Origin of the sequence: Mobilicoccus pelagius NBRC 104925 (genome assembly GCF_000247995.1) — a bacterium.
GTDB classification, from domain to species: Bacteria; Actinomycetota; Actinomycetes; order Actinomycetales; family Dermatophilaceae; genus Mobilicoccus; species Mobilicoccus pelagius.
The window spans coordinates 1-1,567 of record NZ_BAFE01000024.1 but is presented as its reverse complement, the minus strand read 5'-3'; the positions used below and the strand labels follow the sequence as shown (position 1 = coordinate 1,567).

1 protein-coding gene is annotated in these 1,567 nt (G+C 69.0%); it reads left to right on the top strand.

The annotated features are described in order from the left end of the window. Window positions 1–307 precede the first annotated feature (307 nt). Entirely contained in the window at window positions 308–1,534 is a 1,227-nt protein-coding gene (locus MOPEL_RS04070; protein ID WP_009481587.1) for an IS110 family RNA-guided transposase, read from the top strand. The last annotated feature ends 33 nt before the right edge of the window (window positions 1,535–1,567 follow it).

The window sequence follows — 1,567 nt, the reverse complement described above, 5'->3', positions numbered from 1 at the left end:
CCTAATGGGGATGCCACCCGAAGCGGTGGCGGGCCTCTGGCAGGGGCCACTGAGATTTCACTGACCCGTGGGTCGATGCTGGAGGTGAGCTGCTGGCGGGTGTCCACTCACCTGTGCTTCACCAAGGCTCGGCCCGTGCCGAGGTTTCTTAACGTAGACGGTGGCCCTGCCAGTTGCCCGGGACGAGGCCATCGGCTTGTGAGATGCCGCGCCGCCGAGCGCTTCCATTAGGTCGCCGTGCTTGTCCCGATGCTCAACCATCAGGCCCTGACCGTCGGGCCTGTGAACCGGGGAACGAGGAGGACAGATGGGACCTGTCACAGTGGGGATCGACTGGGCCGAGGGGCATCACGACGTCGCCGTGATGGACCAGGCGGGCGCCGTCGTGGGCAAGGCCCGCATCGACACGGGGGTGACCGGCTTCACCGAGCTGTTGGCTCTGATCGCCGAGCACGGCGGAACCCCGGAAGCCACACCGGTCGGTATCGAGACGGACAAGAACCTGATCGTGGTCGCCCTCGTCGCAGCCGGATTCACCGTGTACCCGCTCAACCCGCGCGCTGTGGCGCGCTACCGGGAGCGGCACTCCCAGTCCGGATGCAAGTCCGACGCCCGGGACGCGGCGCTGCTGGCCGACGTGATGCGCACCGACCGCCACCAGCACCGCCCGATGCCCGCGATCACCGAGCACGGGTTGGCGTTGAAGGCCCTGGCCCGTCAGCACCAAGAGGCGATCTGGGCGTGGCACGACGTGCTGAACCGGCTCCGTTCGCTGCTGATGGAGTTCTACCCGCAGGCGGTGCAGGCCTTCCCGAACCTCAAGCACAAAGCGGCGATCGAGGTCCTGGCCCTGGCGCCGACACCCACCAAGGCCAGGATGTTGACCCGCCGAGGCCTGGTTGCGGCCCTGCACCGCTGTGGTCGCCGCAACGATCCCGCCCTGGTCGAGCACCTCCTGGCGGTACTGCGCGCCGACGGGCTGGCCCAGCCGCCGGCCGTCGAGGCAGCCCTGGGCGTTGCCGCGACCCAACTGATCGCGGTAGCCAAGACGATGAGTGCCGGCGTCGACGAACTCCAGGCCGCTCTGAGGGCCTCGTTCGCTGAGCATCCTCAGGCCCCGATCGTGGCCAGTGTGCCCGGGCTGGGGCCGGTCCTGGCAGCCCGGGTGCTGGCCGAGATCGGCGACGACCCGGCCCGGTTCCCCACCGCGGCGAGCCTACGCTGTTACGCGGGGACCGCGCCCGTGACCAGGTCCTCCGGCAGATCGCACTACGTCAAAGCCCGCAAGGTCCGGAACAAGCGATTGAACGACGCCTGCCACTGGTGGGCCTTCGCCGCTCTGACAAGATCACCCGCTGCCCGCGCCCACTATGATGCCCGCCGCGCCGCCGGCGACCATCACAACGCCGCTCTGCGCAACCTCGCGAACAAGCTCCTCGGCAAGCTCTGGTGGTGCCTGACCCACGGGCAGGAATGGGACGACGCGACCGCCTGGCCAGCGCACCCACGAGCCGCTCTGCCCGCGGCTGCCTGAGCCTGATGTTGACACCTCACTCGCGTGGGATGT

Excerpts from the sequence above, each read along its gene's own strand:
- MOPEL_RS04070 (WP_009481587.1), top strand. The coding sequence starts at position 308 with ATGGGACCTGTCACAGTGGGGATCGACTGGGCCGAGGGGCATCACGAC.